The 421-nt window shown below is 53.9% G+C and carries 1 protein-coding gene; it reads left to right on the plus strand.

Annotated elements, in window-relative coordinates:
- Nucleotides 1–421: arginine--tRNA ligase (gene argS / locus ACEWB7_RS18055; protein ID WP_411581094.1), on the plus strand; the 421-nt coding region annotated here is incomplete at both ends.

Here is a 421-nt window from a genome sequence, read left to right on the forward strand (position 1 = left end):
ATGTACCGGAATCCGTACCGCTGGAACACCACATGTTCGGCATGATGCTGGGCAAAGATGGTAAACCGTTCAAAACCCGCGCTGGCGGTACGGTGAAACTGGCCGATCTGCTGGATGAAGCCCTGGAGCGTGCACGTCGTCTGGTGGCAGAAAAGAACCCGGATATGCCAGCCGACGAGCTGGAAAAACTGGCTAACGCGGTTGGTATTGGTGCGGTGAAATATGCGGATCTCTCCAAAAACCGCACCACGGACTACATCTTCGACTGGGACAACATGCTGGCGTTTGAGGGTAATACCGCGCCATACATGCAGTATGCATACACGCGTGTATTGTCCGTGTTCCGTAAAGCAGAAATTGACGAAGAGCAACTGGCTGCAGCTCCGGTTATCATCCGTGAAGATCGTGAAGCGCAACTGGC

This window comes from Acinetobacter sp. NIOH-H-8, assembly GCF_046635365.1.
Classification (GTDB): domain Bacteria; phylum Pseudomonadota; class Gammaproteobacteria; order Pseudomonadales; family Moraxellaceae; genus Acinetobacter.